At 55.8% G+C, this 26033-nt stretch carries 22 protein-coding genes and 3 tRNA genes; 2 read left to right on the top strand and 23 right to left on the bottom strand.

Going from position 1 to position 26033, the window contains the following annotated elements:
• Positions 1–18: 18 nt before the first annotated feature.
• From RBB44_RS08840 to RBB44_RS08765, 16 genes are all read right to left on the bottom strand, one after another.
• Positions 19–1536, bottom strand: a complete 1518-nt coding sequence (locus tag RBB44_RS08840) for an NADH-quinone oxidoreductase subunit M (protein WP_209177719.1) — start codon at positions 1534–1536, stop codon at positions 19–21.
• Positions 1536–3548: an NADH-quinone oxidoreductase subunit L gene (gene nuoL, locus RBB44_RS08835; protein ID WP_306147014.1), complete on the bottom strand. Its 2013-nt coding sequence runs from the start codon at positions 3546–3548 to the stop codon at positions 1536–1538. The genes RBB44_RS08840 and nuoL overlap by 1 nt, the downstream gene beginning before the upstream one ends.
• A gap of 6 nt (positions 3549–3554) precedes the next feature.
• Positions 3555–3863, bottom strand: a complete 309-nt coding sequence (gene nuoK / locus RBB44_RS08830; protein ID WP_008192836.1) for an NADH-quinone oxidoreductase subunit NuoK — start codon at positions 3861–3863, stop codon at positions 3555–3557.
• 97 nt (positions 3864–3960) lie between these two features.
• A complete protein-coding gene (locus RBB44_RS08825) occupies positions 3961–4575 on the bottom strand; it encodes an NADH-quinone oxidoreductase subunit J (protein WP_133950075.1) in 615 nt (204 codons plus the stop codon).
• A gap of 91 nt (positions 4576–4666) precedes the next feature.
• On the bottom strand, positions 4667–5152 hold the full coding sequence (nuoI, locus tag RBB44_RS08820; protein ID WP_008193406.1) for an NADH-quinone oxidoreductase subunit NuoI: 486 nt from the start codon (positions 5150–5152) through the stop codon (positions 4667–4669).
• Positions 5153–5172: 20 nt separating this feature from the next.
• Positions 5173–5409 (bottom strand): hypothetical protein, encoded by a 237-nt coding sequence (locus RBB44_RS08815; protein WP_306147011.1) that lies wholly within the window; start codon positions 5407–5409, stop codon positions 5173–5175.
• 11 nt (positions 5410–5420) lie between these two features.
• Positions 5421–6479 (bottom strand): NADH-quinone oxidoreductase subunit NuoH, encoded by a 1059-nt coding sequence (gene nuoH, locus RBB44_RS08810; RefSeq protein WP_133950079.1) that lies wholly within the window; start codon positions 6477–6479, stop codon positions 5421–5423.
• Between the two features lie 16 nt (positions 6480–6495).
• Positions 6496–8559, bottom strand: coding sequence for an NADH-quinone oxidoreductase subunit NuoG (nuoG, locus tag RBB44_RS08805; RefSeq protein ID WP_306147010.1), 2064 nt, complete (start codon positions 8557–8559; stop codon positions 6496–6498).
• A gap of 26 nt (positions 8560–8585) precedes the next feature.
• Positions 8586–9887: an NADH-quinone oxidoreductase subunit NuoF gene (gene nuoF, locus RBB44_RS08800; RefSeq protein WP_133950083.1), complete on the bottom strand. Its 1302-nt coding sequence runs from the start codon at positions 9885–9887 to the stop codon at positions 8586–8588.
• A 9-nt stretch (positions 9888–9896) separates the two neighbouring features.
• Positions 9897–11153 carry an NADH-quinone oxidoreductase subunit E gene (locus tag RBB44_RS08795; protein WP_306147009.1) on the bottom strand — a complete coding sequence of 419 codons (1257 nt, stop codon included), beginning with the start codon at positions 11151–11153 and terminating at the stop codon, positions 9897–9899.
• 81 nt (positions 11154–11234) lie between these two features.
• Positions 11235–12419: an NADH-quinone oxidoreductase subunit D gene (locus RBB44_RS08790; protein WP_306147008.1), complete on the bottom strand. Its 1185-nt coding sequence runs from the start codon at positions 12417–12419 to the stop codon at positions 11235–11237.
• Between the two features lie 11 nt (positions 12420–12430).
• Positions 12431–13036 carry an NADH-quinone oxidoreductase subunit C gene (locus RBB44_RS08785; RefSeq protein WP_306147007.1) on the bottom strand — a complete coding sequence of 202 codons (606 nt, stop codon included), beginning with the start codon at positions 13034–13036 and terminating at the stop codon, positions 12431–12433.
• Between the two features lie 87 nt (positions 13037–13123).
• The gene (locus RBB44_RS08780; protein ID WP_040451925.1) at positions 13124–13702 is read right to left on the bottom strand and encodes an NADH-quinone oxidoreductase subunit B family protein; all 579 of its coding nucleotides are present in this window, start codon (positions 13700–13702) and stop codon (positions 13124–13126) included.
• Positions 13693–14058 (bottom strand): NADH-quinone oxidoreductase subunit A, encoded by a 366-nt coding sequence (locus RBB44_RS08775; protein ID WP_133950091.1) that lies wholly within the window; start codon positions 14056–14058, stop codon positions 13693–13695. Before RBB44_RS08775 ends, RBB44_RS08780 begins: the two co-directional genes overlap by 10 nt.
• Before the next feature lie 463 nt (positions 14059–14521).
• Positions 14522–14598 (bottom strand) — tRNA-Asp (locus tag RBB44_RS08770).
• 42 nt (positions 14599–14640) lie between these two features.
• Positions 14641–14717: transfer RNA gene (locus RBB44_RS08765), tRNA-Asp, on the bottom strand.
• Positions 14718–15062: 345 nt separating this feature from the next.
• Here RBB44_RS08765 and RBB44_RS08760 point away from each other — a divergent pair.
• Positions 15063–15437, top strand: coding sequence for a potassium channel family protein (locus RBB44_RS08760; RefSeq protein ID WP_306147006.1), 375 nt, complete (start codon positions 15063–15065; stop codon positions 15435–15437).
• A gap of 64 nt (positions 15438–15501) precedes the next feature.
• Here RBB44_RS08760 and RBB44_RS08755 read toward each other — a convergent pair whose 3' ends face one another.
• On the bottom strand, positions 15502–17166 hold the full coding sequence (locus RBB44_RS08755) for a Na/Pi cotransporter family protein (protein ID WP_306147005.1): 1665 nt from the start codon (positions 17164–17166) through the stop codon (positions 15502–15504).
• Between the two features lie 483 nt (positions 17167–17649).
• On the bottom strand, positions 17650–18780 hold the full coding sequence (locus RBB44_RS08750; RefSeq protein ID WP_306147004.1) for a DUF2806 domain-containing protein: 1131 nt from the start codon (positions 18778–18780) through the stop codon (positions 17650–17652).
• 249 nt (positions 18781–19029) lie between these two features.
• Between RBB44_RS08750 and RBB44_RS08745 the strand changes: the two genes are divergently transcribed.
• Positions 19030–20148: a site-specific integrase gene (locus RBB44_RS08745; protein ID WP_306147003.1), complete on the top strand. Its 1119-nt coding sequence runs from the start codon at positions 19030–19032 to the stop codon at positions 20146–20148.
• 68 nt (positions 20149–20216) lie between these two features.
• On the opposite strand, the gene RBB44_RS08740 is transcribed toward RBB44_RS08745, so the two are convergent.
• The 5 genes from RBB44_RS08740 to RBB44_RS08720 form a co-directional block, all read right to left on the bottom strand.
• Positions 20217–20292 (bottom strand) — tRNA-Val (locus RBB44_RS08740).
• A gap of 256 nt (positions 20293–20548) precedes the next feature.
• Positions 20549–20824, bottom strand: a complete 276-nt coding sequence (locus tag RBB44_RS08735; RefSeq protein ID WP_008192569.1) for an HU family DNA-binding protein — start codon at positions 20822–20824, stop codon at positions 20549–20551.
• Between the two features lie 187 nt (positions 20825–21011).
• Positions 21012–23441 (bottom strand): endopeptidase La, encoded by a 2430-nt coding sequence (gene lon, locus RBB44_RS08730; protein WP_306147002.1) that lies wholly within the window; start codon positions 23439–23441, stop codon positions 21012–21014.
• Between the two features lie 338 nt (positions 23442–23779).
• Positions 23780–25045 carry an ATP-dependent Clp protease ATP-binding subunit ClpX gene (clpX, locus tag RBB44_RS08725; protein WP_133950095.1) on the bottom strand — a complete coding sequence of 422 codons (1266 nt, stop codon included), beginning with the start codon at positions 25043–25045 and terminating at the stop codon, positions 23780–23782.
• A gap of 238 nt (positions 25046–25283) precedes the next feature.
• Complete coding sequence (locus RBB44_RS08720) at positions 25284–25925, bottom strand: ATP-dependent Clp protease proteolytic subunit (protein ID WP_209177711.1); 642 nt, start codon at positions 25923–25925, stop codon at positions 25284–25286.
• Positions 25926–26033: the final 108 nt, after the last annotated feature.

Below are 26033 nucleotides of genomic sequence, written 5' to 3'. Positions count from 1 at the left end.
GTCTCGCCCTCGAAACTCTTAGTGCGCCGTGGCCGCATGCTGGGTGACCCCAGCAGCTTCAAGGGCCGCGGTATATTGATTGATCAGGTTATCGACGGATCCCTGGGTCACATCCAGGATGGCCATCGGATAGAAACCGAAGAAGATCGTCAGGATGATCATCGGGACCAGGATGACCTTTTCGCGAAGATCCAGATCGAGGATCGACTTGAGGCTTTCCTTGTCCAGGGAGCCGAACACGACCCGGCGGTAGAGATACAGCGCATAACACGCCGACAGGATCACGCCCGTTGTCGCGAACACAGCAACCCATGTGTTGACCTGGAACGCTCCCATTAGAACGAGAATCTCTCCAACGAAGCCAGAAGTGCCAGGCAAACCGACATTGGCCATCGTGAAGATGAGGAACGCGACCGCATATTTCGGCATCCGGTTAACGAGGCCGCCATAGGCCGAGATCTCCCGGGTGTGCATCCGGTCATAGATGACCCCAACGCATAGGAAGAGCGCACCGGAAACGATGCCGTGGGAGAGCATCTGGAAAATACCACCCTGCACTCCCTGCGGCGTCATGGTGAAGATCCCCATGGTCACGTAACCCATATGGGCAACCGAGGAATAGGCAATGAGCTTCTTGATGTCTTCCTGAGCCAGCGCAACCAAGGAGGTGTAAATGATCGCAACGACCGACAATGTGAACACCAGTGGTGCAAACATATCGGAGGCAAGCGGGAACATCGGCAGGGAGAATCTCAGGAACCCGTACCCGCCGAGTTTCAGAAGAACACCCGCCAGGATCACCGATCCGGCTGTCGGCGCCTCAACGTGGGCATCCGGCAACCAAGTATGCACCGGCCACATTGGCATTTTCACTGCAAAGCTTGCAAAGAACGCGATCCAAAGCCAGGTCTGCATTTCAGCCGGGAACGGATAGGCCAGAAGTTCCTGGATGTCCGTCGTGCCGGCCGTCCAGTACATCGCCATGATCGCGACCAGCATCAAAACCGATCCGAGCAGCGTGTAGAGGAAGAACTTGTAAGACGCGTAGACGCGCCGGGCCCCACCCCAGACGCCGATGATCAGGAACATCGGGATAAGGCCAGCTTCGAAGAAGACGTAGAAAACGACGATGTCGAGTGCGCAGAACACGCCGATCATGAGCGTTTCCAGGATCAGGAACGCGACCATGTATTCGCGCACGCGCTTTTGAACGCTCTCCCAGGACGCCAGGATACAGAACGGCATCAGGAACGTCGTCAGGATGACGAAGAGAACCGAAATGCCGTCGACACCCATCTTGTAAGTGATGTTCGAGCCAAGCCAGTCCCGCTCTTCGACAAACTGGAACCCGGGGTTCGAGTAGTCGAAATAGGCCCAGATCATCAGGGAGAGGACAAACGTCATCGATGTGGTGACAAGCGCCACCATACGCATCTGACGCTTTGCGTGGTCGTCATTGCCTGGCACCAGCAGGACGAACACAACACCCAGCAGAGGCAGGAATGTCGTGAGTGACAGAATTGGCCAGTCAATCATTAGTGTGCACCCCCGCCGGTGCCCGCACCGGTGAACATCGACCAGGTGATCAAGGCCGCCACACCGATCAGCATCGCAAATGCATAGTGGTAGAGATATCCGGTTTGCAGTTTAACGACCCAGGTCGTGACACCCTGCACCCGCGCGGCGATCCCGTTCGGCCCATAGCCGTCGATCACGGTGCCATCGCCCTTCTTCCAAAGAACACGGCCAAGCCACATTGCGGGACGGACAAAGATGAAATTGTAGAGCTCGTCGAAATACCACTTGTTCAACAGGAACTGGTACAGCGCCGAATGGCGTTCGGCCAACTGCTTCGGCATTTCCGGCGAGCGGATGTAGAACTGGTAGGCCACCAATAGACCAGCTGCCATCATGACGAATGGCGACAGACGCACCCAAGTCGGAACGTAGTGCATGTCATGCAGGACATGGCTGTCGGCAAACGCCGGCAAGGAACCCGCCCAGAAAGCTTCATAAGCCGCCTCGTCATAGAAGAACGGGCCGTAGAAGACCACGCCGGCCAGAACCGCGCCGACGGACAGGACGAACAGCGGCACCGTCATCACCAGTGGCGATTCATGAACGTGTTTCATCACATCAACAGAAGCGCGTGGTTTTCCGTGGAAGGTCATGAAGGTTAGACGCCACGAGTAGAAGGACGTCAGGCCAGCCGCGATCACCGTCAGCCAGAAGCCGTAAAGCGCCATTGGGTTCGGATGATCTCCGCCGCCGGCTGCAAACGCGGCCTCAATGATGCCGTCCTTTGAGACGAAACCGGCAAACCCGATGTGGGTCAGCGGAATGCCGACACCGGTCAGCGCAAGCGTGCCCAGCATCATCGTCCAATAGGTGATCGGAATGTGTTTGCGAAGACCGCCCATTTTACGCATGTCCTGTTCGTCGGACACGGCGTGGATCACCGAACCTGCACACAGGAACAACAGCGCCTTGAAGAACGCGTGCGTGAAAAGGTGGAACACCGCGATGGAGTAAGCTCCAATGCCGAGTGCCACGAACATGTATCCCAACTGCGAACAGGTGGAGTACGCGATCACACGCTTGATGTCGTTTTGAACGAGACCAACCGTTGCGGCAAAGAACGCAGTGGTCGCACCGAAGAACACGATCACGGCGAGGGCGAAGTCGGACAGCTCGAACAGCGGCGACAAGCGCGCCACCATGAAGACACCCGCGGTGACCATGGTCGCAGCGTGGATGAGCGCAGACACCGGAGTCGGGCCTTCCATCGCATCCGGCAGCCAGGTGTGCAGGAGGAACTGCGCCGACTTGCCCATTGCCCCCATGAACAGGAGAAGACAGATGACTGTCATCGCTGCCTGTGCATCAAGGTGATAGCCCATGAAGTTCATGACTTCGCCCTGCTCTTCAATGAAGGACGGGGCGTCGTTGAAGATAGTTGTGAAGTCGATGCTGCCGAACAGGTAGAAGACACCAAAGATGCCGAGCGCAAACCCGAAGTCACCGACACGGTTGACGACAAACGCCTTCATCGCCGCCGCATTGGCGGACGGTTTCTTGTACCAGAAGCCAATCAACAGGTAGGACGCAAGACCCACGCCTTCCCAGCCGAAGAACATTTGCAGCAGGTTGTCAGCGGTCACCAGCGTCAGCATGGCGAAAGTAAAGAGCGACAGATACGCAAAGAAGCGCGGGCGGTGCGGATCGTGATGCATGTAGCCAATGGAATAGACATGCACCAGTGCGGACACCGTGTTGACGACGACCAGCATGACCGCTGTCAGCGTATCGACGCGGATTGACCAGGCGACATTGAGATCGCCGGCACTCATCCAGCGGAACAGGTGAACAACCTGGGCTTCGGAACCACCGAGCCAGAACCCGATAAATGCCCCCCAAGACAGAAGCGCTGCCAGGATCAACAGGCCACTTGCAATGTACTCGGATGCCTTGGCACCGATTGACCGGCCGAAAAGACCGGCAATCAAAAATCCGATCAATGGCAGGAACAGGATCGTAGCGTAGTACATCAGCCCCTACCCTTTCATCACGTTGACGTCTTCCACGGCGATGGAGCCGCGGTTCCGGTGGAAGACCACCAGGATTGCAAGTCCGATCGCAGCTTCTGCGGCCGCGACGGTCAAAATGAGCATGGTGAAGACCTGCCCGATCAGATCGCCGAGGAACGACGAAAAGGCGACGAAGTTGATGTTCACGGCGAGCAGCAACAGCTCAACCGACATCAAGATGACAATCACATTTTTCCTGTTCAGAAAGATCCCGAAGATCCCGATCACGAACAGGATCGCCGCGACCGACAGATAGTGCGACAGACCGATTTCCATGGGCGCCTCGCCGTGCTCCCCTCATTTACCCCAACCCTGAACCGCACGGAGGAGCGTGCCGGTTGCAGGACTTATCGAACGACGCGAACGTTTCGCGTCAGATACCCTTGCCCGTTTCGACCTTCCGGACCTCGACAGCGGCTTCGCGCGTGCGGCCAACCTGGGTCGGAATGTCCTGCCGTTTGACATTCGGCTTGTGGCGCAGTGTCAGAACGATCGCGCCAATCATGGCCACCAGCAGGATCAAACCAGCGACCTGGAAGAAATAGATGTACTTGGTGTAGAGCACCGAACCGAGCGCCTCGATGTTGGTCATCTCGGTCAGCGGCGGTGTCGGCTCCACAGTGTTCGCGGTCAACTCCGGCAGAATGACCCAAGCGCCGAGACCCATCAGCAACTCGACAAGAAGAATCAGCCCAACCAGGCCACCTACCGGCAGATACTGCAAGAAGCCCTGGCGCAGTTCCACAAAGTCCACGTCCAGCATCATGACGACGAACAGGAACAGAACGGCGACCGCGCCGACATAGACAACCACCAGCAAAAGCGCCAGATACTCAGCACCAAGCAGAATGAACAGTCCCGCGGAATTCACGAAGGCCAGGATCAGAAACAAGACCGAGGTCACCGGGTTCCGGGCCGCGATCACCATGAATGCGGACGCGACTGTGACGCCTGCAAACAGGTAGAAAAAGAGGGCTTTCAGGATCATTTCAAAGACCTGCCTGTCGTGTGGCCGTTCGGCCAGAAAATGCGGGGCCCGGCCGGATTGCCAGGCTGAACTTGGAGTGTGCGGTTAGCTCCTAACGGTAAGGAGCATCCATTTCAATGTTTCGAGCGATTTCACGCTCCCAACGATCCCCATTCGCGAGCAGCTTTTCCTTGTCGTAGTAAAGCTCTTCACGGGTTTCGGTGGCGAATTCGAAGTTTGGCCCCTCAACGATTGCATCCACAGGGCACGCTTCCTGGCAAAAGCCGCAATAGATGCATTTCACCATATCGATGTCGTAACGGGTCGTGCGGCGGGTGCCATCGTTGCGGCGCGGGCCGGCTTCAATGGTGATCGCCTGAGCCGGACAGATCGCTTCGCACAGCTTGCAGGCAATGCAGCGTTCTTCCCCGTTCGGATAGCGGCGCAACGCGTGCTCACCACGGAACCGCGGGCTTACGGGGCCCTTCTCGAACGGATAATTGACCGTTGGCTTCGGTTTGAAGAAGTAGCGCATCGCCAAGAAAAATGCCGATACGAACTCTTGCAGAAACAGCGATTTGACGGTTTGTCCAACCATCGCGTTAGCCTCTCTTTACCTCAGCCAGCCAGCAGGCTGGCGGCCCAATAGCCGACAATCGGAAAACCGATCACCGGAATACCAAAAATCAGTGCACCGATTGGTGCCCGGTATCTGGCAACGACACCACCGTCGCCGCCAGCTTGTCTGTTTTTCGTCTCCGCCGCCTGAAGGATGCCCTTCAGGATCTTCCAATCGAGCCAGCCGACATAAAGCCCAACGGCAACTCCGATCACTCCGGGGAGCGACACTTCCATAAACCGTCCCCTTACGCCGCGCCCGGCGCCCAGCCTGTGATCATCAGGACTGTTGCGACCACAAACACCATGGCGAGCGACAGCGGCAGGAACACCTTCCAGCCAAGACGCATCAGTTGGTCATACCGGTAGCGCGGGACCATCGCCTTGACCATGGCGAACATGAAGAAGCAGAGCAGACACTTCAGGATGAACCAAATGACGCCCGGCACCCAGGTGAACGGTGCGAAGTCAAACGGCGGCAGCCAACCACCCATGAAGAAGATGGTCATCAGCGCGCACATCAGGCAGATCGCGACATACTCGCCGAGCATGAACATCATGTACGGTGTGGAGCCATATTCCACCATGAAGCCGGCGACCAGTTCTGATTCCGCTTCGGCCAAATCGAACGGCGGACGGTTGGTCTCAGCCAATGCCGATACGAAGAACACGACGAACATCGGGAACAGCGGCAGCCAGTACCAGTTCAGAATATTCAGCCACGGCACGCCCAGCATGTCTGCAAGGCCGGTTTCTTGCGCCAGAACGATACCGGTCAGGTTCAAGGTGCCTGCGCACAACAGAACCGTGACGATGACGAAACCGATGGAGACTTCGTAAGACACCATCTGAGCTGCGGACCGAAGGGCTGACAGGAACGGATACTTGGAGTTGGACGCCCAACCGCCGATGATCACACCATAGACTTCCAAGGAAGATACGGCGAAGACAAACAGCACACCGACGTTGATGTTCGCAATCACCCAGCCATAGTCCACCGGAATGACTGACCACGCCACCAGGGCAAGCAGCACGGAAACGAGGGGCGCCAGCAGGAACAGAACCTTGTTAGACCCCGACGGGATCACCGGCTCTTTCAAAACAAACTTCAAAAGATCGGCAAAACTCTGGAGAAGCCCCCAGGGCCCGACAACGTTCGGGCCACGGCGGATCTGAACAGCCGCCCAGATCTTGCGGTCCGCATAAAGCACGTAGGCGACGATCACCAAAAGCACGACAAGCAACAGTACGCTCTGGAATACCATCCAGAGGAACGGCCAGCCGTAGGTGGTCATGAACTCAGCCATTTCGGTCCCCTACCCCTTATTCCGCAGCTTCTGCGGCACGCGTTTTCGCGAGCGCCGAACACTCGGCCATCACCTTGGAGGCGCGTGCGATCGGGTTGGTCAAATAAAAGTCCCGGATCACGTTTGCAAACCCGGCGCCGTCCATTTTGGCTTTGCCATTGGCCAGCTTCTGAATATCGGCAGCATCGCCGGCCTCGATGGAATCGATCGCCGCCATATGCGGCACCGCTTCAAAGAGCTTGGAGCGCAGTTGCGACAGGGAATCAAATTCCAAGGCCTGACCGAGAACCGCGGACAATGCCCGAAGGATTGCCCAGTCCTCGCGCGCATCACCTGGAGGGAAGCCCGCGCGGTCCGCCATTTGAACCCGGCCTTCCGTATTCACGTAGATGGCGGATTTCTCGGTGTAAGCTGCGCCCGGCAAGATCACGTCGGCGCGGTGCGCCCCGCGGTCGCCATGTGTACCCTGATAGACCACAAACGCGCCTTCCGGAACCTTAATCTCATCAACACCGAGCAGGAAGAGAACATCCAGCGCGCCGCTTTCCAGCATGCCGCCCGTGTCCTTGCCGCCATCGCCCGGGACAAACCCGATGTCGAGCGCCCCGACCTGGGAAGCTTCGGTGTGGAGGATATTGAAGCCGTTCCAACCGTCCTTGATCACACCCAGGGATTTTGCGGCTGCCGCAAGGTTCGCCAGGACAGCTGCGCCATCGGCCCGGTTCAAAGCGCCCTGCCCGATGATGAACATCGGCTTTTTGGCCTTGGCCGGTGCGTGTTTGACGAATTCCTTGATGCTGTCCGGACCAGCCCCGAGGTAAGTCACCGGGTAAGTCAGATCAGCATTTTCGCCGATCACACCAACGGTTAGATCGCCCTGTGCCCAACGCTTGCGGATCCGGGCGTTCAGAACAGGTGCTTCAACGCGCGGGTTGGTGCCGATCAGCAAGATGGCATCTGCTTCTTCAATTCCCTGAATTGTGGAGTTGAAGAGATAGCTCGCGCGGCCATTCGACGGATGCAACGGTGAACCCGGGAACCGACTATCGATGTTGGCGGAGCCGATCTTTTCCATCAGGCTCTTAAGTGCAAACATGTCTTCAACACTGGCGAGCTGTCCGGCGAGCGCACCGACCTTTTCAGCGGATGTCGCTTTGACTTTGTCGGCAATGATCTGGAACGCCTGAGACCAGGAAACCGGCTGTAGTTTCCCATCGATCTTCGCATACGGGCGATCAAGACGCTGTGTCTTCAACCCATCCCAGATGTAACGGGACTTGTCGGAGATCCACTCTTCGTTGATCTCTTCATTGAGCCGCGGCATCACACGCATGACTTCCTTGCCGCGTGTGTCAACGCGAATAGCTGAACCCAGCGCATCCATGACGTCGATGCTTTCGGTCTTGGTCAACTCCCAAGGACGGGCGTGGAACTCGTAAGGCTTGTGCGTCAGCGCACCAACCGGGCAGAGATCGGCCACGTTGCCCTGCATTTCTGAGGACAGCGCCGCTTCCAGATAGGTGGTGATTTCCGCATCTTCCCCGCGGCCAATCAGGCCCATATCCGACACACCTGCAACTTCCGTTGTGAAACGGACACAGCGCGTGCAGTGAATGCAGCGGGTCATGATCGTCTTGATGAGCGGGCCGATTTCCTTGTTCTCAACCGCGCGCTTGTTTTCGTCGAAACGCGTGGTGTCGACACCGTAGGCCATTGCCTGGTCTTGAAGGTCGCACTCCCCGCCCTGATCGCAGATTGGGCAGTCCAGCGGGTGGTTGATGAGCAGGAACTCCATCACCCCTTCGCGGGCCTTCTTGACCATTTCGGATTTGGTCTCAACGACCGGCGGCTCGCCGTTCGGTCCCGGACGCAGGTCCTTCACGCCCATCGCGCAAGACGCGGTCGGCTTGGGCGGTCCGCCCTTTACTTCCACCAGGCACATGCGGCAGTTGCCGGCAATCGACAGGCGGTCGTGGTAACAAAACCGCGGAACCTCGGCGCCTGCCTCTTCACAGGCCTGAAGCAGGGTGTAGTCCGCCGGGACGTCTACCTCATTGCCGTCGATGATGAGCTTCGTCATCCGCTGCTCTCCAAATTCCGTTCCGCTTACTCAGCCGCCACCATGGTCGAAGACGTTCTCGACTTGGCGACATAGTCATCGATGCGTTGCTCGATGACCGGCCGGAAATTCTTGATCAAGCCCTGGATCGGCCATGCAGCCGCATCTCCAAGAGCACAAATTGTATGGCCTTCGACCTGCTTGGTGACCTTGAAGAGCATGTCGATCTCTTCATAGGAGCTCTCGCCCTTCACCATGCGTTCCATCACACGCCACATCCAGCCTGTGCCTTCCCGGCAGGGCGTGCACTGGCCGCAGCTCTCGTGCTTATAGAAGTAGCTGAGGCGGGCAATCGCCTTGATGATATCGGTCGACTTGTCCATGACGATCACCGCCGCTGTGCCAAGGCCGGAGCCCATGCCGCGCAGTGTGTCGAAATCCATCGGCGCGTCTTTGATCTCCTCAGCCGTACAGCACGGGACCGAAGATCCGCCGGGAATAACCGCCAGGAGATTGTCCCAACCACCGCGAATGCCACCGCAATGCTTGTCGATCATCTCGGAGAATGGAACGCCGAGCTCTTCTTCGAAAGTCGCCGGCTGATTGACGTGACCAGAGACGCAGAAGAGTTTCGTACCGGTGTTGTTCGGACGGCCAAGGCTCGCGAACCAACCGCCGCCGCGGCGCAGGATGGTCGGCGCAACTGCGATCGATTCCACGTTGTTCACAGTCGTCGGGCAACCGTACAGACCAACGTTTGCCGGGAACGGCGGCTTCAGGCGCGGCTGGCCCTTCTTGCCTTCCAGACTCTCCAGCAAGGCTGTTTCTTCACCGCAGATGTAAGCACCTGCGCCATGGTGAACGTAGATGTCGAAATCGTAGCCGTTCTTGTTGTTCTTTCCGATCAGACCGGCGTCATAAGCTTGGTCAATCGCTGCCTGCAGGCGCTCGCGCTCACGGATGAACTCACCGCGCACGTAAATGTAGGCCGCGATCGCCCCCATGGCGAAACCGGCAACCAGGCAGCCCTCGACCAGCGTGTGCGGATCGTGGCGAAGGATTTCACGGTCTTTACAGGTGCCCGGTTCGGATTCGTCGGCATTGACGACGAGATACGCCGGACGGCCATCTGATTCTTTGGGCATGAAGGACCATTTCAGGCCGGTCGGGAACCCCGCCCCGCCACGGCCTCTGAGACCGCTGTCCTTCATTTCCTGGATGATCCAGTCGCGGCCCTTGTCGAGCAACCCCTTGGTGTTGTCCCACTGACCACGTTTCTTCGCGCCTTCCAGACCCCAGTCGTGAAGGCCGTAGATGTTGGTGAAGATACGATCCTTATCCTGAAGCATCTCTTCCCCTTAGTCTTCGCTCTTGGAGGAAGCGACTTCGCCTGCTTCCACACGCTTGGAAAATTCGGTCTCTCCGCCGGACGCGAGCAGTTTGGCCTGCTCAATCCAGCCGTCACGCTCGATGCGCCCCTTAAACTTCAGCCGGCTATCGACCCAGGCCACCTCTTCCGGTCCCCAGCTCGCAACTTGATCAAAGTGGAAGAAGCCGAGTTCGTGCAACGTCGCTTCCAGCTTCGGCCCAACACCCTTAAGCTTTTTCAGGTCATCGGGTTTGCCGTCGCGGGCTTGCTTCAAGGTTTCCGGTGCCTTTTCAGAAACCGTTTCAGCAGCTTCGACCTTCGCTTCCGGCTTGGCCTTGGATACAGGTGCCGGCTCGCTGGCCTTTCCAGCCGCTTTTTCAACCTTGTCAGCTGTTTTGGCAGCCGTCTTTTTCGGTGCAGCCTTTTTCGGCGCCTCAGCTTTTTTCTCAGCCGGAGCGTCGGCTGGCGTTTCGGCTTTTGCCGCGAAAGCTGCCTTTACCTTGGCAACAGCATCTTCGGCCGGTGTCGGCACGCCGTCGTAGTCATTTCCGCCGGTGTTGATGGCAGCGCCTGCAAAATGATGAGACGCCTTTTCAGACCCATCGACCACTTGCGGGACAGGCAGGGTGCCCGTGGTGTTGTCTTCAATCTCGGTCAGGCTGGTTTGCCCGCCCTCAGCCATGGAGAAACGGCGGCCATTCTGAGGGCCTGGCGTCACTTCGTTCCCGGCTTCGATATCGTCCAGAAGCTTGTTGAAGCTCTCTTCGGTCAGATCTTCATAGGTGTCCTTGAAAATCTGCACCATTGGCGCGTTCACGCAAGCACCCAGGCACTCAACCTCTTCCCAGGAGAACATGCCGTCCTCGGAGATCTCGTGCATATGCTTCGCGATGCGGGATTTACAGATCTTGATAAGATCTTCCGAGCCGCGCAGCTGGCACGGTGTCGTGCCGCACACCTGAATGTGGGCTTTCTTTCCAACCGGCTGAAGCTGGAACATGGTGTAGAAGGTCGCAACTTCCAAAACGCGGATGTTCGGCATTTCCAAGAGATCAGCAATATAGCGTATCGCCGGTTCGCTGACCCAGCCATCGTTCTGTTCCTGCGCACGCCACAGAAGCGGGATGACCGCTGACGCCTGACGGCCGGCGGGATAGCGGTCGATCAACTTCTTCGCCCAGCCGAGGTTTTCCTCGGTGAACTCAAAGCTATCAGGTTGTTCCGCCGCAAGCCTGCGAACTGCCATGAGGTAATTCCCGTTGTTATCAGCTGCCCGCCGCCGCTACAGCGGCTGCCTGGGTCGAAATTGTGTGGAGGATGCCCCGCATTAGCGGTCAACCTCGCCGAAAACGATGTCCATGGATCCAAGCACCGCTGAAACGTCGGCGAGCTGGTGGCCACGGCAGACGAAATCCATCGCCGAAAGGTGGGCGTAGCCCGGTGCCTTGATCTTGCAGCGGTACGGCTTGTTGGTGCCGTCAGCCACGAGATACACACCGAATTCGCCTTTCGGCGCTTCAACGGCCGCATAAACTTCACCCGGCGGTACGTGATAGCCTTCCGTGTAGAGCTTGAAGTGGTGGATCAACGACTCCATCGAGCGTTTCATTTCACCACGCTTGGGTGGAACGATCTTACCGTCAGCAGACGATACCGGACCGGTTTCCACCGTCAGCTTCTCCAGGCACTGCTTCATGATCCGGATCGACTGACGCATTTCATCCATACGGATCAAATACCGGTCATAACAGTCGCCGTTCTTACCGATCGGAATGTCGAAGTCGAGTTCGGAATAGCACTCATACGGCTGCGACTTGCGCAGATCCCAAGGCGCCCCGGATCCCCGGACCATGACGCCGGAGAAACCCCAAGCCCAGGCGTCGTCCAGATCGACAACACCAATGTCAACATTCCGCTGCTTGAAGATGCGGTTGTCTGTCAAAAGACCTTCGATATCGTCCAGCGTCTGCAGGAACGGGTCACAGAAATCCCAGATATCATCCATAAGGTCCCGTGGCAGGTCCTGGTGAACACCACCCGGACGCACATAGGCAGCGTGCATCCGCGCGCCGCAGGCGCGCTCATAGAAGACCATCAGCTCTTCACGCGGCTCAAAGCCCCACAGCGGCGGCGTCAACGCGCCAACGTCCATCGCCTGAGTGGTGACATTCAAAAGGTGCGACAGGATCCGGCCAATTTCCGAATAAAGCACACGCACCAGCTGTCCGCGCTTCGGCACTTCGATACCGAGCATACGCTCAACGGCCAGAGCAAACGCGTGCTCCTGGTTCATCGGCGCAACATAATCCAGTCGATCGAAGTACGGAACAGCCTGAAGATAGGTCTTCTGCTCGATCAGCTTTTCCGTGCCGCGGTGCAAAAGGCCGATATGCGGATCGACGCGAGTGACCACCTCGCCGTCCAGCTCCAGCACCAGACGCAACACGCCGTGCGCCGCCGGGTGCTGCGGACCAAAGTTGATGTTGAAGTTACGAACCTGAGCCTCAGCCATCGGGACCCGCCTTAATTCGTCGTTGTTTTTTCATCGCCCGGCAGCACGTAATCCGTGCCTTCCCATGGCGAGAGGAAATCAAAGGTGCGCATTTCCTGGTTCAGGCGAACCGGCTCATAAACAACGCGTTTCTTTTCGTCGTCATAGCGGACTTCGACAAACCCGGTCACAGGGAAATCCTTGCGCAGCGGATGACCGTCGAAGCCGTAATCCGTCAGGATCCGGCGCAAGTCCGGATGGCCGGAAAACAAGATGCCGTACATGTCGTAGGCTTCCCGTTCAAACCATTCTGCTCCCGGAAACAGAGACGTCAAAGACGCGACCGGCGTCACATCATCTGTTTCGAGCTTCACGCGAATACGCTGGTTCTGGAAGGGGGACAGGAAGTGGTACACAACGTCGAAACGTTTCTCGCGCGCCGGATAGTCAACGCCGCAAATGTCCGTCAGGTTGACGAACTTGCAGGAGGCGTTGTCGCGAAGATACCGCACCACATCAAGAATGTCGGACGCATTCACGACCAGTGTGAGCTCGCCGTATTCGACCTTCCAGGACACGAGGGACTCTGACAAACCGAGCTCGATATGCTCGGCGAGTTCCTTCAACGTTTCGTCCATGTTCGACCTCACTCCTTCGGAGCTCTCATTTGGGCCGCTTTGGCCCTCTTCCCTCAAATCCGCCGCCATTCAAAGCGGCGAATGCAATCAACGTTCAATCGTGCCTGTGCGGCGGATCTTTTTCTGCAGCATCAAGACCCCATAAAGCAGCGCCTCGGCTGTCGGAGGACATCCCGGGACGTATATATCGACCGGGACGACGCGATCACATCCGCGTACTACTGAATAAGAATAGTGGTAGTAGCCACCACCATTGGCGCAGGATCCCATGGAGATGACATACCGCGGTTCCGGCATCTGGTCGTAAACCTTGCGCAGCGCAGGCGCCATCTTGTTGGTCAGCGTCCCAGCAACAATCATCACATCCGACTGACGCGGGGATGCGCGCGGGGCAAAGCCAAAGCGCTCAGCGTCATAGCGCGGCATGGACATTTGCATCATCTCAACGGCGCAACAGGCCAGACCAAACGTCATCCACATCAAGGAGCCTGTGCGGGCCCACTGAATCAGGTTGTCGGTGGAAGTGACAAGAAAGCCCTTGTCGGCAAGCTCGTCATTGACTTCCAGGAAAAACGGGTCGTCCGCGCCAACCGGCTTTCCGGTATTCGGGTCGATAATGCCCTTCGGCTGCTCCGCGATGAGCGGCTTGGCAGTGGTCAATCCCATTCCAGCGCTCCTTTTTTCCATTCGTAGATAAATCCGACCGTCAGGACGCCCAGGAACACCATCATCGAGCCGTAGCCGTACCAGCCGAGCTCACCGAAGGAGACCGCCCACGGAAACAGAAAGGCCACTTCCAGGTCAAAGATGATGAATAGGATCGCAACCAGATAAAAGCGAATATCGAATTTCATCCGGGCGTCGTCAAAAGCGTTGAAGCCGCACTCGTAGGCAGACAGCTTTTCTGGATCCGGGTTCTTGTAAGCAAGCAGGAAGGGCGAGATCAGCAGCGCAAGGCCAATGACCAGCGCAATGCCGATAAACACGACGATCGGGACATATTCCCGCAGAAGTTCTTCCATGTTTTCGCGTCCTTGCATTTGGAGGCGGACCGGGAGGCGATCCGTACCGCAGCCCTGCCCTGTCCTGCACCGGATAGTACCATCAGGTCATGCGTGGCCCGTCGGTTTTTTCACTAATCCAACATGCGAGCGCACACCTAGCCCACGTATTGCTGCAACGCAAGACCCTAACCCGGTCAAGCTATTGCCACATTTAAACCAAATCCATAACAGAACGCTACAAAGCGCATAATTCGGCGGGTTTGAAAGGCAGGATTTTCTCTGCACAACCGGCGCGGCAAATTGGCCGCACGCCATGACCAATCAAGCCAATCACTAGAATCGCCTGCATTTGGCATCGATCTAGCGGAAACCCGGCTCATCAGGCACGAGATTTAAACGCACCTGGACGCCGCAACGCGCACCGACGTCGGCCGGTTGAACTTGAATTGCTAAATTCTCGGAAAAAATCGGGAACCGTGAGTGGCGCGAGTGACGGGGCTCGAACCCGCGACCTCCGGCGTGACAGGCCGGCACTCTAACCAACTGAGCTACACCCGCACATTCACGGTATATATGCGCCACAAACCCAATTTGGGAAAGTGGCGCGAGTGACGGGGCTCGAACCCGCGACCTCCGGCGTGACAGGCCGGCACTCTAACCAACTGAGCTACACCCGCTTCGCGCGGCGACGTGATGTCGTCGCGAAGTGGCGCTGATGTACGGCGGCTGAGACATGAAGTCAAGCGCTCTGGCCGGACAATTATGTCGTTTTTTTAAAAGCCTTCTGTTTGAGCCATTTTGCCAACGCACCAAAAGCGTTCAGGTTGTGGACAACTCAATTTACCAGATCGGAACTCGCCACCTGAAATCCCGAAGACGATGTGATTTTTTTATCAGTGATTCAATACTTTAAGGTGCGGTGGGTAAGTAAAAGCCCTTCAGCACTCAAAGCGAAAAACAATCCATCGAAACATTGATGCATATTGATTGCACTCCGCCCCGGCTCAGGAAAGGACATTGAAATGCTGTCGACCATTCTCACACTGGTTCGCTTGCTGAAAGCCATATTGCGATCGTGGAACCGGCCGCATTTCCGCTCCGGGTTTCTCCTCGCGGGGCTTATCCTTTTCTCCGGCACCGTTTTTTACAAGACAGTGGAAGGCTGGAGCTGGGTGGATGCGCTCTATTTCAGCGCCATGACGCTGGCGACCGTTGGCGTTAGCGATCTTGCGCCGCAGAGCGTTGCCGGAAGGCTGTTCACGGTGCTTTATCCATTTGTCGGCGTCGGGGTGTTTGTGGCGTTGTTTGCGCAATTCGCCCGCGCGCTTTTGCAGATCGAACAGGAAGTCGATTTGGTTGAGAATTCGAAATCCAACGACCCGGCGAATAAGGCTTGAGGGTCTTCCAATTTGGTCAGGTGCACAATCAATTGGCGCGCCCGCCCCCCGGACTGATCGAGATCTATTCTGCCGGAACAAGGCGCGTATTCCGCAGCTGCCCTTTTTCCGCAAGGATCGGCACAGCCACCGCCGCAAAAAGCGCGTTGATGTCCTTCAGGCTCCGAATGACCTCTAGATGCGCATTGCTGGACCCGAGACTGTCAGGCGTCCCGGATGTCAAACGCTCCAAGTGCCGGGCGTGGCTGATTTTTTCCAGGCCCCGCATCCGGTCTTTTTCTGCAATCAGCTCCCGCGCGGATTCCGCATCGCCGGACACAAGCACGTTCATGGAAAGTTGCATGTTTGCCATGACGCGGCCATGCATATCCGACAGCTCCCGGAGCCCTTCTGCAGAAAACCGCAAATCCCGTTCGCGCATTTCCAAGGCAAGCGCATAGAGGTTCTTTGACACCAAATCCCCTGCCCGTTCCAGGTTCACTGAAAAACTGACGAGCTCCATACTCCGCTCGGCATCTTCCTGTTTCAGCTCGTTCCGGCTCATCTCTGCGATATAGAGTTTGATGTCGCCATGGATCTTGTTCACCACAGCGTCGCGTTTTTGAAGGCGTTCAATGGCCTCCGGATCACCGCGCTCCAGCATCAGCATGACCGGAGCCGCCATGGCTTCCACCACCTCCCCCATGCGCAACAGCTCGCGTGTCGCACTGGCCAGCGCCAGGCGCGGCGACGACAAGACGTTTTTATCCAGGGCGCTGCTCTGCTCGGCAAAGCCTTCCGTCTCGCGCTCCGCTGCACTGGCTGCAAACGTATCGAGCACCCATGCGACCGGCTTGAGAAGCGGCAAACAGACGATCACAAGCGCTATGTTGAAGAGCACATGCAGAGCAACCAATTGCGCGCCCGGGCTGCTGCCAAACAAAAGAACCAGCGGCAGCTCGTCGAGCGCGATGAAGACGACCAGCGCTGCCAGCGCACCGGTTGTCCGGAACAAGAAGTTGCCAATTGGAAGCAGGCGCGCCTTTTGGTCCAGACCACGGGTCAGCCAAATGGCCACCACGCCAGCCCCGATATTGGCGCCGAGGACCAGCGGAACAGCGGCCATCATGGGCAATCCGGCCTGATCCGCAACCGTCGCAATCATCAAGATGGCAGCCACACTGGAGTGAACCAAAAAGGCCAGCAGCGCCCCGACCAGCAACGCCGTCACAGGATCCGCAGCAAGATGCGCTGCGACCGCCGGCATAAAGGATGCTTGTTTGAGTGGCTCGGTCGCCTCTGCAATCATTTGCAGCGAAATCAAAACCAGGGCGATCCCAATCAGGATCCGGCCAATTTGCTTCGCGGTTCGCGACGGAAGCTTCAGGAAGGTCCAAGCACCGACTGCGAGCAACAAGGGGATCAACCAACCTAAATCAAACGACAGAAACTGGACCACCAGCGCGGAGCCGAGATCCGCACCCAGAAGGATTGCCAGACCCGCCGATGTCGACATGAAGCCTGAACTGGCAAAGCCGGCCGTAAGCATTGCAACGGCTGTCGCGCTTTGAAGTAGGATTGCAACCACCCCACCGGAGGCAATACCAATCAACGGATTGGCAGACGCGCGACCAATCGTGCGCCGGATACTTGGGCCCGACACTCTCTCAAACCCGGTCCGCACCATGCGGACGGCGTAAAGGAGCAGCATAACTGCTCCAAGGAGCTTGAGGATTCCGATTGCAAGCATGGCGTAATCTTCTGACTTATCGTGACTTTATATTTTGCCGTCTAAGTTTCTGATACACACATTCCTCCGCCAAACGCCAGCAATTTATGCACACAGTGCACTTTTCTTAAAAAGTTGAATGAAAAACACAAAAAGGCCGCCCCCAATAAGGCAGCGGCAACAACGATTTAGAAACGCTCACGATAGATCGCCGAATGTATAGCATTCGGTTCAAAAACAGCTGCGCCAGTCATCGATTTTAATTAGGAGGAATGGTGGGCGATGAGAGACTCGAACTCCCGACATCTTCGGTGTAAACGGCTCTCACAACCTCAAAAACGGCCGTTTTCAGCCATTTTAGATCCAACTAGATCCATCTATTTCATTTTATTTTCATTCGTTACTGAGCGGTTTCTGAGCGGCTATATCTGTGAAAATCAGTATTTCGTAACGAGCAGAACCGCTCATGATCCTTGGATTCCAATTTAAAACGTCAACAATTAGCTACTTAACCTCTTTCGGCGCCTCGCGTGCGGGCTCGATCTTTAGGTTTTTCGGCTCATCCTGGACTACCTGCGCTTTCATAGGCTGATCAGCGCTTGTAGCGGGATCACTTTTATTTCGACCAATAGGCTCAAGAATGTCACCTGTGGTACGCTCAAACGCTACTGCCTCAACTCCCAATTCTTGGAACATTTTAGCAAATGTAACCACGTTTTTTTGGCTTGGATTTTCAAACAAGTTCAGAAGTGCGCATCCAGTATCTGACAAAACAACAACCCCGGTTTGGTATTTTTCCGATCCAAATGGCTGCCTCAACAAGTTCGAATTTTTTAAGTTCTTTACGTTTTCAATGAAGGCACCCTTTTCGACAGCCACAGAATGATCGTCCAGCCCAAGCAGCATTAACAACTTTCCAGAATCATCGGTGCACTCTTGCCAGTTTCTTACTGGCCCGGCAGCCATCGTGGCAATCAGTCCATTGTCCTCAAAAGCCATCGCATCATTGTACTTTGGCTGATGCAATGCCAAGGGAACAACACCACCTATTCGGTGGCGGCAGAAATCGGAGAATTTCTGCGCGGTCTCATTGTCAATTTCATCTAATATACGCATTACCTTTCGGCCAAACGTACCAGGTACGCGAACTTCTGAAGCGAGAACATTCGCCCATTTCTGCCTCAACTCTTCGGTCGAAGCATCCTCAGCATACCGTTCAAAACGATCGATAAACTCATCCGCCAAGCGGTCCGGACCACTGTTTGCCTCTTCGTCGGTAGGAGGATTTTGCGTTAGTTGTTGAAGAGCCTCTTCTACAACGCTTAGCTTATTTTCCGCTCGCCGCTCTTCTCGGGACAGTACTTGCTTTATTACCACATTGGCGCCAGCGGGGTTCTGAGAAGCAGCCTCGATCAAGGCCTCTGTGGCAGCGTTGATGAGCTGAACTTCCGCATCAACCTTCGCTCGTTTTATTCTATTTCGTGATTCAATTGGTAGATTTAGCAAATCGACCAGGTTTCCCAAAAGCCGATCCCCGGCGGAAACCGCCCGGCTATGTGCGCTGGCTTGCAAGCCTGTTTTGGTCAATTTTCCCGATACTGAAACTGGTTTGTCCAGTGGGTCTTTGTCAGCCACCTGTAGCTCCAACAACAATTTATAAATAACTTTTTTGAACGACATCTAAGATAGCTTGAACCATATCTAGATTGCAAATCGCCCAACCACAACTATTGACAAACCTTCTGCCCGGTCTCGAGACCTGGTGCATAGTCTCTCATCTTTTCCTCTGGGCAAGACCGAACAGCATAGATAGCGTGAACGTTCGAATGACCGAGATCCTGCTATCGGGATTTCCAAGGCACTTTTTGATAACGGGAAAACTGAATGCCGCGCCCCACACTTCCACCTCGACTAAGGCTGAGAGAATACAGAGGCGCCCGTGTCTGGGTAATCAAGGACGGAAAAAAGAACCTCAGAACGGGCTGCTACGAGGACAACCTCAAAGGGGCCGAGGAGAAACTAAAGGAATACCTCACTGATAAACTCGAACCTCTAACCGGGAAGAAACCGGGCACAATCTCGTGCGCGGAAATATTGAGGTATTACACACGGCACCGTTTACCCAGGATCGCAAATGCCAAAAACGAAGTCTACCTCCTTAAGGCTTTGGAGCGCTTCTGGAGCGAGAAACATCTAATTGACGTAGATCGGCCGAATTGCCGCGCTTACACCTCTCAGCGACTGACTGAAGGCGTTTCTGGCGCCACTGCTCGCCGGGAGCTGGAGACGCTTCGAGCAGCGGTCAACTTGTATCTTGAGGAAAGAAAGGTGGTTTATCATCCTTCGTACGAGTTGCCCGAAAAAAGCGATGCCCGACTGCGCTGGCTAACACGAACAGAAGCAGCCCAGTTGCTTCATGCCGCCCGGCGCCGGGGTAATCATCATATTGCCCGGATAATCTTGATTGGCATCTACACCGGCACAAGAGTCGGGGCAATTTGCAGCTTGCGTTGGACGGCAAGTTCGAGTTCTGGATACATCGATCTCGACCAAGGGGTAATTTTCCGAAAGGGCTACAAGGAACGCGCAACAAAGAAGAGACGACCATCGATAGGCATCCCCGCACGTCTGATGCCTCACTTAGCCCGTTGGAGAAAAATTGATGGCAAATGCACCCATGTCATCAACCGGTTCGGAGAACCAATCGAAAACATCCGCAAAGCTTGGGTTAACAGCAGAAATGATGTGACTGAGATAGACCCCGCAACAGGTGAAGCGAAACACCCACTCGGGTCTGACGTTAGTCCTCATACGCTTCGCCACACCGCGGCATCATGGGGGATTCAAAACGTGCAAAATGTCCAGGACCTAAATGCTCTGGCAGACTACCTCGGCATGACTCTTGATATTCTGCTGAGCACATATGGGCACTTGAACCCGATCCATCACAACGCCGCGACAAATGCGATTTCCAGACGACCTGGCTCTTTATTTGCTGAGTAAACGGGCAATAAACGAGCACTGAATGTGCGCGAAAGATGCAATACTAGAGCTAAGTCATTGAAAAGTAATGGTGGGCGATGAGAGACTCGAACTCCCGACATCTTCGGTGTAAACGAAGCGCTCTACCAACTGAGCTAATCGCCCTCAACGAGGTGAGATGCCTTTTATGGGCTCCCTCTCTCCTTGGCAAGACCTATTTTCTAAAAAAATGCCATCGGCGTTTCTGCCTGTGGATGACCGTTTCATACGGCACCCGTTCTCTCGCCTTTTCCAGCCAAAGTCAGTTGCTACGAGTAACTTAGCCTTCTCTATGGCCGCCAAGTGCGCATAGAAAAAAACCCCATCCTCGATTATTCGAGAACGGGGTTTTTTCAGTCCATGGACCGATGCAAACTCGCAATTAGGAGTTCACAGCGTCCTTCAGGCCTTTACCAGCCTTGAATTTCGGCGTCTTAGAAGCCGGGATCTGGATCGTTTCGCCAGTCCGCGGGTTCCGGCCTTCGGTCGCAGCCCGTTCGGAAACGGTGAAGTTACCAAAACCGATGATACGGACTTCGCCGCCGCCTTTCAGCGTCTCAGTGACAGCTTCAAAGCTTGCGTCAACTGCTTCGCCTGCCTGTGCCTTTGTCAGGCCGGTCTTTTCTGCGACAGCTGCGATCAGATCGTTCTTATTCATAGCAGATACCTTTCTAAGAAACGGACGTATGCCGACGATTCCTGTCAGCGCCGTTGCGCGAAACTCGCGAGATTTGAGCTGAAACGCAAGTGGTTTTTTCGCAGAAAACAGCCGTTTTGACCAATTATTCAAAAGAAAAGCCCCGGTTTTCCCGGGGCTTGACTGTTTCGCAAATGTCAAGGGCGGATTAGTGGGCGACGACACCTGTTGTGTCATCATCCGAAGCACTCGCCTTGGTTGCATTTTCCGCAGCGCTTTCATCCCACTCGATGGCCTCCGGCTGGCGTGTCAGAGCATGCTTGAGCACCTCATCCATGCCGGAAACCGGAATGATCTCGAGCGAGTTTTTCACGCTGTCCGGAATGTCCGCCAGGTCCTTGGCGTTGTCTTCCGGGATCATCACAAGCTTGATGCCGCCGCGCAGAGCCGCAAGAAGTTTCTCCTTCAGGCCACCGATCGGCAAGACGCGGCCACGCAGGGTGATTTCGCCCGTCATGGCGACATCCCTGCGCACCGGAATACCGGTCATGGTCGAGATCACGGCCGTGGCCATGGCAATACCCGCAGATGGCCCGTCCTTCGGGGTTGCGCCTTCTGGAACGTGGACGTGAATGTCCTTCTTCTCAAAGAGCGGCGGTTCGATGCCGAAGTCGATTGAACGGGAGCGAACATAAGACGCCGCAGCCGAAATAGACTCCTTCATCACATCCTTCAGGTTGCCGGTGACAGTCATTTTGCCCTTACCAGGCATCATGAGGCCTTCAATGGTCAGGAGCTCGCCGCCAACTTCCGTCCAAGCGAGACCGGTAACCACACCAACCTGGTCCTCCAGCTCGGCTTCCCCATAGCGGTACCGCGGAACACCAAGGTATTCCTCAACGATCTTCTGGGTCACCGTGATGCTTTCCTTGTCGCTCATCAGGATGTCCTTGACCGCTTTCCGGGCCAGGGTCGCCATTTCACGCTCAAGGTTCCGTACACCGGCTTCACGGGTGTAGCGGCGCACTACAAACTGAAGTGCATCGTCTTCGATAGAGAACTCACCGTCTTTCAGACCGTGATCCTTCTCGGCTTTCGGAATGAGGTGACGGCGGCAGATTTCCACTTTTTCTTCTTCCGTGTAACCGGCGATCCGGATGATCTCCATACGGTCCATCAACGGACCTGGAATATTCAGCGTGTTCGCCGTGGTCACGAACATCACGTCTGACAGGTCGTATTCAACCTCCAGATAGTGGTCCATGAAGGACGAGTTCTGTTCCGGATCCAGCACCTCAAGCAGCGCAGATGACGGGTCACCCCGGAAATCCATGCCCATTTTGTCGATCTCGTCGAGCAGGAAGAGCGGGTTGGATTTCTTCGCCTTTTTCATTGACTGAATGACCTTGCCCGGCATGGAGCCGATATAGGTCCGCCGGTGGCCGCGGATTTCCGCTTCATCGCGCACGCCGCCCAGCGACATGCGGACGAATTCACGTCCCGTTGCCTTCGCAATCGACTTTCCGAGCGAGGTCTTACCAACACCTGGAGGTCCAACAAGGCAGAGGATGGGACCACGCAACTTGTTCGCCCGGCTCTGAACAGCAAGATACTCCACGATCCGCTCCTTGACCTTTTCAAGGCCATAGTGATCGGTATCGAGAACCTTCTCGGCAAAGCTCAAATCGTGCTTGACCTTGGACTTCTTCGACCACGGAATGCCGATCAGCCAGTCCAGATAATTGCGCACGACGGTCGCTTCCGCGGACATCGGGCTCATCTGTTTCAGCTTCTTGATCTCGGCAGCAGCGCGTTCGCGCGCCTCCTTGGTCAGCTTGGTCTTTTTGATCTTCTCTTCGAGTTCGGCAACTTCGTCCTTGCCGTCCTCGCTGTCCCCGAGTTCTTTTTGAATGGCCTTCATTTGCTCATTCAAGTAGTACTCGCGCTGGGTCTTCTCCATCTGACGCTTGACGCGGGAGCGGATGCGTTTTTCCACCTGCAGGACGGAAATCTCACTTTCCATCATGCCGAGGACACGCTCAAGACGCTCAGCGACAGAGACGACGCCAAGAATTTCCTGCTTTTCAGGGATTTTAATCGCCAGGTGAGAAGCGATCGTGTCAGCCAGTTTGGAGTAATCGTCGATCTGATTGACCGCACCGAGCACTTCCGGCGACACTTTCTTGTTCAGCTTCACATAGTTTTCAAACTCGGCAACCACGGAGCGGGCCAGCGCCTCGACCTCAATGTTCTCGCCGTCTTTTTCCGGCAAAACGGTTGCGGTTGCTTCGAAATAGTCGGTCCGGTCGGAATAGTTGCCGATTTGCGCGCGTGCACCGCCCTCGACAAGCACCTTCACAGTGTTATCCGGCAGTTTAAGCAGCTGCAACACGGTTGCCAGCGTACCAACGTTGTAGATCTGGTCCGGGTTCGGATCGTCGTCGGCAGCGTTCATCTGGGTTGCCAGAAGAATATGCTTGTCGGTGGTCATCACCTCTTCAAGCGCCTTGATCGACTTTTCACGACCCACGAACAGCGGAACGATCATGTGCGGGAAGACGACAATATCGCGCAGGGGCAATACAGGATACACAGACGTACTGTCCGGATCAGTGGCGCGGATTTCTGCGTCGCTCATTCTTTTTCCTTTCTCGGCGTGTTCCGGCCCCACTCACAAATAAAGGCAGCCAGAGACACTGGAAAACGGCTTTCGGCGATCGTCTGCCGAGGGCCGGATCGCAACACCCCGGATGGGCGCGTTGACGATCCGCACAAGCCGTCCTTACGTCCTATTAGGTGGCTACCTGTCAGGCCGGTGTCAAGGCGATCAAACATTAACAAAGGGACTTGTCTGTTGACGACTCACCAGCACGGTGGATAACGCACCTCGAATAAAATCAGGTGTGCAAAAAGCAAAATGCCGCTCACTCCAGAGCGGCATTTGTCTGACGATAACGTTATGCGCCTGCCGCTAGCTTACGCACTTGTCGCTGACGTCTCTTCGCGGTCCTCGTAGATGTAGAGGGGACGCGCTTCGCCCTTGACCACTTCCGGAGAAATGACGACTTCCTTGACGCCCTTCAGGCCAGGCAGTTCGTACATCGTGTCGAGAAGGATCGACTCAAGGATGGACCGAAGGCCACGTGCACCGGTTTTCCGCTCGATAGCCTTGTTGGCAATCGCCCGCAGTGCATCTTCATGGAACGATAGTTCAACCTGCTCCATCTCAAAGAGACGCTGATACTGCTTGACGAGCGCGTTTTTCGGCTCGGTCAGGATGGTGATCAGGGCATCTTCGTCGAGATCTTCCAGAGTTGCGATGACGGGCAGACGGCCAACGAATTCCGGAATGAGGCCGAACTTCAACAGGTCTTCCGGCTCCAGTTCGGAGAACAGCTCGCCAATCCGGCGGTCTTCCGGCGCATGAACCTGTGCCTGGAAACCGATGGAAGTCTGGGTACCACGATCAGAGATGATCTTATCCAACCCGGCAAACGCACCACCACAGATGAAGAGCATGTTGGTGGTGTCCACCTGCAGGAACTCCTGCTGCGGATGCTTGCGGCCGCCCTGCGGCGGCACGGAAGCCACAGTGCCTTCCATAATCTTCAACAGCGCCTGCTGCACGCCCTCCCCGGAGACATCGCGGGTAATCGACGGGTTATCCGCCTTCCGGCTGATCTTGTCGATCTCATCGATATAAACGATGCCGCGCTGAGCGCGTTCCACGTTGTAGTCCGCGGACTGCAGCAGCTTGAGGATGATGTTCTCGACGTCTTCACCGACGTAACCGGCTTCAGTCAGGGTCGTTGCGTCTGCCATTGTGAACGGCACATCCAGAATCCGGGCAAGCGTCTGCGCGAGCAGTGTCTTTCCGCAACCGGTCGGTCCGACCAGCAGGATGTTGGACTTTGCAAGCTCAACATCGTTGTTCTTGGAGGCGTGGTTCAGACGCTTGTAGTGGTTGTGAACGGCGACCGACAGGACCTTTTTCGCACTGCCCTGCCCGATGACATAATCATCGAGAACATCGCGAATTTCCTGAGGAGTCGGGATCCCGTCCCGGGACTTAACCAGCGAGGATTTATTCTCCTCGCGGATGATATCCATGCACAGCTCGACACATTCATCGCAAATGAAAACAGTCGGGCCGGCGATCAGCTTGCGGACTTCGTGCTGGCTTTTGCCGCAGAAGGAGCAGTAGAGCGTATTCTTTGAATCGCTGCCGCTGGCCTTGGTCATGTAGTCAACCTCGCGTTTTTGGGGTGCTTAACCCCTTATCTCTCCGGGTGAGGCCAAATTGAGGCTCCCGGTTTGAAAGTTTTAGGCGCCTAAGGTGCCGCACTTTCCTATAGGATGTCACCATGCTTCGCCGGTAAAAATCAATATAGGTTTAAGGCGAAGGTGGAAACCTTGGAATACCTTGGGATTTTCACGGTAAAGCCACGGATTTTCAACCCGTGGCTCTCCGCAGAAATCCTTAGCCTTTCGACTCGGCTTCACCACCAAGGCTGGACCGATCCGTGATGACATTGTCGACGATCCCGAATTCCTTGGCCTTTTCAGCGGTCATGAAGTTATCGCGCTCCAGCGCTTCTTCCACCTGATCAAGGCTCCGTCCGGTGTGCTTCACGTAAATTTCATTGAGCCGGCGTTTCATCGCAAGGATTTCCTGGGCGTGCAGCATGATGTCGGCTGCTTGACCACGGAAACCACCGGATGGCTGGTGAACCATCACCCGCGCATTCGGCAAAATGAAGCGCATGTCTTTCTCGCCAGCAGCCAGAAGCAGTGAGCCCATGGAAGCTGCCTGACCAATGCAGAGGGTCGACACGGCCGGACGAATGAACTGCATCGTGTCGTAAATCGCCAGGCCGGATGTGACCAATCCGCCGGGCGAATTGATGTAAATTGCGATTTCCTTGGAGGGATTGTCAGCTTCCAGATAAAGCAGCTGCGCACTGACCAAGGTTGCCATGTGATCTTCGACCGGACCGGTCAGGAAGATGATGCGCTCCTTCAGCAAGCGCGAGTAGATATCGAAGGCCCGCTCGCCCCGGTTTGTCTGCTCGACAACCATCGGCACGAGAGTGTTCATGTAGATATCGACAGGATCCTTCATACCTCATCCATATGCTTGAGATGTTACCCAGGATTTGGGCTGGAAACAGGCCTTGCAAGCGCATCGTTCCAAGGCCTGACTCGAAAAAAGCGACACCCCCATATATAG

Source organism: Roseibium sp. MMSF_3247 (assembly GCF_030733765.1).
Lineage (GTDB): Bacteria > Pseudomonadota > Alphaproteobacteria > Rhizobiales > Stappiaceae > Roseibium.
Note: the sequence above shows the minus strand (reverse complement) of the source record. Positions and strands in the feature narration are given on the sequence as shown.